This window comes from Emticicia sp. W12TSBA100-4, assembly GCF_040253585.1.
In the GTDB taxonomy this organism is placed as follows: domain Bacteria; phylum Bacteroidota; class Bacteroidia; order Cytophagales; family Spirosomataceae; genus Emticicia.
Genome location: NZ_JBELAU010000036.1, coordinates 1 through 6156 on the forward strand (window position 1 = coordinate 1; position 6156 = coordinate 6156).

Consider the following 6156-nt stretch of genomic DNA (forward strand, 5'->3'; position numbering starts at 1 on the left):
AAAAATTTGTTCAAGCTTAAAATAACAAATAAAAAAAGGATTTAGTACTTACATTTCGCAAAAAACATATTTGGATTTGATATATTATGCTTCAACAAGTCAATTTTACGGGAATGTTTTTAAACTTTGTCAAATAAAAATTGAGCGAGTTGTAAGTTTTGGTTCTTTCAACCAAAACTTACAACTCAAAATCTTCATCAGCGATTTTGTCAGCGAAAATAATACTAATTTCCGAAAGAATCTCCCTACAACGAAAAACTGTTTTATTCCAAAGTTTATCCATATTTAGGATTGCTAAATATTCCAATTTTAAAAGGCATTGTCAGAAGTGAATGCACCTTTAATTTTAGTAATTTTTCGTATCTGACGTAGATATTCCGATTAATCTGCAAGGCGAAACAGTAGCAACAATTACCAATGAAGACGATTGTTGGATTGATGCAAATGCGGTGATTACGTCAGATGTAAACATCGGAAAACACAGTGTGGTTGCTGGTGGAGCGGTCTTTACCAAGAGTATTCAGCCTGATTGAGTGGCAGTAGGAAACACTGCGAGATTTATTAAAATAATAATTTTGAAACTAAAATTTGAAATTCAGTCTGAAATGCTTTTACTTGTGTAAATTATTAGTAAAGGAAAATTTTCTCTGTACAATTTTGCCTACCAAAATGAAACGAACATACGCTCCTATACCATCAAATGAAAAAGAGAGACTCGAAGCATTGCTTGACTACAACGTGTTAGATACTTTATCTGAAGAAGATTTTGATAATATTACACAGTTAGCTTCTTACATCTGTCAAACTCCAATTGCTCTAATTACGCTACTCGATGACAAACGTCAGTGGTTCAAATCCCGTATTGGCTTTACAGAATCCGAAACGCCGAGAGAAATTTCATTTTGTCAATATGCCATTATGGATGATAATATTTTTGAAGTACAAAATGCTCTCGAAGATGAAAAATTCAAAAATAACCCGTTTGTAACTGGAAGCCCTGATATTCGTTTTTATGCGGGAGCTCCACTAACCACACCCGATGGGTTTAATATTGGTACTTTGTGCGTCATTGATAATGTGCCAAAAATATTAGATAATGAACAAAAAAAAGCACTTTCTACGCTCGCCAAGAGTGTAATTGTTCAGTTAGAATTGAAGAAAAAGAACCTTGAATTAAAAAATGAAGTAGATAAACTGGCAAAAAAAGCCTTAGAAACAATTACCCTTGAACTAAATAGTTATAAATCAGCTTTAGACCTAACTTCGAGTGTTGTTATTACTGATAACAATGGTATTATCACTTTTGTGAATGATGCCACTTGTATTGTATCAAAATATTCGAGAGAGGAATTGATTGGACAAAATATTAGAATTTTAAATTCGGGCTTTCATCCCAAAGATTTTTTCACTGATTTATGGCAGACTATTACGGCTGGCCTCGTCTGGAAAAAAGAAGTAAAAAATAGAGCAAAAGATGGCAAGTCTTATTGGGCAGATACTACTATTGTACCATTTTTGGACGAAAAAGGCAAAACTATCAGGTATGTATCCATCAGTCAAAATATATCAAAACAAAAAATATCAGAAAACAAACTACAACAGTTTTTCAACATCTCACAAGATTATTTGTGTGTTGTTAATACCGCAGGCTTTTTTGAGACTTTAAGTCCTACTTTTTCCCGAGAGTTGGGTTTTTCAGATGAAGAACTGACCTCAAAGCCTTTCTTGCACTTTGTTCACGATGATGACATTCATTCATCTCAAAAAGAAATTGACAAATTGGCTCAAGGCATCTATACTATCCATTTTGAAGCAAGATTTAAGTGCAAAGGGGGTGATGATTATAAATTACTAAGTTGGAACGCTTCCCACGATAAAGAAATGGGTTTATTATATGCCATTGCCAGAGATATTACGCTCAGTAAAAAAATAAATGAAGAAAATAAACGACTTTCTCTTGTAGCCAAAGGTACTGACAACATTATTCTAATGACTGATAAGTACCGACGAATTGAATGGGTCAATGAGCCTTTTGTAACATTGACGGGTTATTCTTTGGAGGAGGTAATTGGCAAAAAACCAGGAAAAATCCTTCAATATGAAGAAACCGATAAAAATACAATTTTGCAAATCAAAGAAGCCTTAAATAAAAGAACCTCATTTAAGGGAGAAATAAAAAATAGAAGTAAATCGGGTAGAAAGTATTGGCTTGAAATTAGTATCAGTCCTATCTTTAATGATAACAATGAACTCATAAACTTCATAGCTATTGAGTCAGATATAACCGAAAAAAAACGAAAAGACTTAAATATTGCTAATTTAATGGCCTCCCAGAATGCCATTTTCAACGGAGTTAGCTATTCAGTTATTTTTACAGATATAAACGGTATTATCAAGCGAATAAATAAAGTAGGTTTAGATTTGTTAGGATATACAGCTGAAGAACTCATCAATAAAATGACTCCTGCCGATTTTCATGACCCTGATGAAATCGCAAAACGTGCGGCAGAGTTAACCATAGAATTAGGGCGAGAAGTGACGCCAGGTCTTGATGTTTTTGTGGCAAAAATCAAAGAAAATGATTCTGCTGATTCTCACGAATGGACATATATTTCCAAATCAGGTAGAAGAATTCCTGTTTGGTTGAGCTTTACTTGTATTAGAAATACGGATGGGAATATTTTGGGTTATTTGGGAGTTGCCGAGGATTACACAATCAAAAAACAAGCTGAATTAGACCTAATCAATGCTAAAAACCTTGCTGAACAAGCCGTTTATGCGAAAGATAGCTTTTTGGCAAACATGAGCCACGAAATACGCACACCATTAAATGCAATTATTGGTTTTACGGAACTGATCACTCAAAGTAATCTTGATCCAACTCAACGGGAATTTGTTAGTAATATCCAAATTGCTGGAGATAATTTACTACTTATCATTAATGATATTTTAGATTTATCAAAAATCGAATCGGGGCAATTGGTGATTGAATCTTACCCGTTCAATATAAAAGCCACCTTGAAACATATTTATGATTTATTAAAAGTAAAGGCCGCTAAAAATAACCTCGACTTTAGTTTATTATTAGATGCCGATTTGCCTGAACTTGTGGTAGGAGACAGAGGTCGTCTCAATCAAATAATGATGAATCTGGCAGGAAACGCAATAAAGTTTACGGAAGACGGCGAAGTAACGATGTCGGTAAAGAAAATTGATGAAACCGATAGCCATGTTATGCTGAAATTTTCGGTGAAAGATACAGGTATTGGTATTCCAGCCGAAAAACTGTTGGTAATTTTTGATAGATTCACCCAAGCTGAAGCCAGCACAACACGCAAATTTGGTGGTACTGGCTTAGGCTTAAACATCGTAAAGCAATTGGTCGAACTACAAAATGGTCAAATTCAGGTCAAAAGTAGATTAGGACAAGGCTCTGATTTTTATTTTTCTTTAACATTCCAAAAAGTTGAATCATCATTCAAAGACACAATCATAGAAAATAGTTCTAATAAAAAATCAATCAGAAAGCTATCAATATTACTTTGTGAAGACAACGAACTAAATCAACGTTTGGCAAAAAGCGTCATTCAAAAATTTGGTTTCGATTTAGATATTGCCTTCAATGGTGAAGAAGGCATAAAATTATTGTCGAAAAACCAATACGACCTTATTCTAATGGACCTTCAAATGCCAGTAAAAGATGGCTATCAGGCAACTATTCACATTCGGAATGTATTAAAATTAGATATTCCAATCATTGCTATGACTGCTCATTCATTGGTTGGTGAGCAACAAAAATGTTTCGATATTGGCATGAATGCCTACGTAGCAAAACCATTCAAACAGCAAGATTTATTGAATAAAATACATTCTGTAGTTGAAGCAGGAAATAAGAAGCAAATTGAGACTACAATTGAAAATCATTCATTACCAACTGAAATAAGAAACAAAAAAAGTATTGATTTTTCATACTTAGAATCATCTGGTGAAGCAGAAAACAATAGTTTCAAGAAAGAAATGGTAGAAATATTCATTAACAAAGTACCAACTGATTTAAGTTTACTCGAAAAAGCGATAAAGGAAAAAGCCTATACCGACATCAAACGAATCGCACACGATATGAAATCTTCACTCTCAATGTTTCGATTAACGATTGAAGTTGAATACTTGGAGAAAGTTGAAAAAGGTGCAAAAAACGGAAACCTTACATATGAACTAACCAACGAGTTCTTGACTTTTAAGCAAGAAGTCAATGATATAATTGATTTGCTGAAAAGAATCTGAAATAAATATATCAACGCTCATCGGCAATTTGCTTCAACGCTTTCGAATGATGTACTTTTCTGATTGCTCCAAATATTAGTTATTGACTGCCTTTGAAGCATAAACTTGTTATATTTTTTAAAAAATCTTGTTTTTAATAATAAATGCCACTCATGGTAATAACCGTATGAATGATATTTTTGGACGAATGTAATTTAGCGACCCGACCGTTTAGGCCGTAACCTTAAAGATTTAATCAAGTGGGTTAATTATTTCGATAATCACGTTGTAGTTTTTAAGAGTATTCAAAAAGGCTTCGATACTGGCACCAATGGTGGTAGATTAGTATTTCATCTCTTGGGAGCTTTAGCAGAATTTGAGCTGAATCTTATCAAGGAGGGAACTGTAGCAGGATGGACAGTTGCTCGTAGTGAAGAAACTCAATTAAGCCAAACAAAAATGGCACGCAGATGTACGACTCAAAAAAATCTCATTAAAAAAGTTTGTGATACTTTAAAGATATCAAAACCAACGCTTTACAAATATTTAACGGGTTGATTAATTTTTATTTTACTATTATTAAAAGAAGGTGTAGTCAGTTTCTATGGTCATCTTACCATTTTATTCCCTAAACATGCGTGATTCTGTAAGTAATTATAGTGATTTTGATGGAAACATCCTGGAAAAAATATGAAAGATATTAACATTACAAACGTTTTCGTAGATAAATAGTGGGTCAGCATCAATACTTTTTTCGGCGGATACCAGCCGGACATATCAGAAAAAATAAACAAAATATGAATAGTGTTTGTAGGTGTTTTTCTTTATAATTGATCAGTTTGACAATTAATTGTCAAAATATTCCATTTGGTAGGTGTAAAAACATGGTAAAAACACCTGTTTTACTCGTATCTTACGCTATTTAAGTCAAATGCATATTTGATCAAATTACTTCAAATAATTTTGATTGCTTTTGAGTGTTTTGTTGTGTATATCCATCAAAATTTGTGTTAACTTTTGTATTTGGATGGATGTTGACCAAAATCTAGGTTTATATTTGCTTGGAGTTTTAAATAGATTTATGGCTCATTTGCAGAAAACCCTGTAAAAAAGTAAAATAAAGCAATTAAAGATCATACTATGACCTTTATGTAATTTTATCTACAACCCTCTCCTCTGATTCTTATGTTTCAGTAAGTCATGCAAAAGATGGTAGAGTTGGCTATTATGAAAGGAATATTTACGAACGTTAAATGGTAAAAATTCATAGAATTTAAGTTCGATATTAGTAATTCTGCACTTGATATTAGGTGGAATTTCATGACAAATTTCAAAACAACTTTAATTCAAACTATACAATTTTTAAAAATTTTATAATTGGGGATGTGATATTTCCTATAATTTTGTACCTTAGTTTTTAAAATCGTAATTGATTTATTTTCCAACTTACAAAACTATAAGTCCATTGTATTTTTGAATAAAATTTAAATACAAAGCGAGAAAATCTGCCGCCTTTTATAATGTACAAAGTTGAAGAATATAGTTCTTTCAGCTGTTCTAAGCTATTACTACAGACTTGTATAAGATACTGATTATTAATAATTATTATAAAGTTGATAAAAAATTTAATTAATAATCATAGTGCTGACAGAAGATTGTAGATTAAAGTTTATAGACCTAAAAAATATTAGTTAAAATTTAAAATATAGTCAGCCTAACCGCCGAACACAAAGCCGCACGATACTGTTAAAACGTAAACAAATACAAATTAAACGTATCGAAATAAACAAAAATGGAAGTATTAAGGCCAGAGATATTACATTTTCAAATGGTGTACTCATACAAAGAAAAAATGAGACAATTCATCAAAAACGTACTTTTATTCTTTTATTT

General features: G+C 32.2%; 2 protein-coding genes and 2 pseudogenes. 3 read left to right on the forward strand and 1 reads right to left on the reverse strand.

Features of this window, described 5'->3' with window-relative positions; translation table 11 throughout:
* Positions 1-178: 178 nt before the first annotated feature.
* A pseudogene (locus ABR854_RS26095) lies at positions 179-369 on the reverse strand (IS256 family transposase); the annotation flags it as partial.
* 41 nt (positions 370-410) lie between these two features.
* Here ABR854_RS26095 and ABR854_RS25470 point away from each other — a divergent pair.
* The 3 genes and pseudogenes from ABR854_RS25470 to ABR854_RS25480 all read left to right on the forward strand — a co-directional run.
* Positions 411-533 carry an LbetaH domain-containing protein gene (locus tag ABR854_RS25470; protein ID WP_350268688.1) on the forward strand — a complete coding sequence of 41 codons (123 nt, stop codon included), beginning with the start codon at positions 411-413 and terminating at the stop codon, positions 531-533.
* 136 nt (positions 534-669) lie between these two features.
* Positions 670-4284, forward strand: a complete 3615-nt coding sequence (locus ABR854_RS25475; protein ID WP_350268687.1) for a PAS domain S-box protein — start codon at positions 670-672, stop codon at positions 4282-4284.
* A 213-nt stretch (positions 4285-4497) separates the two neighbouring features.
* Positions 4498-4821: pseudogene (locus ABR854_RS25480) on the forward strand (recombinase family protein); the annotation flags it as partial.
* Positions 4822-6156 lie beyond the last annotated feature (1335 nt).

Coding starts and splice junctions, on each gene's coding strand:
- ABR854_RS25475 (WP_350268687.1), top strand. CDS start 670: ATGAAACGAACATACGCTCCTATACCATCAAATGAAAAAGAGAGACTC.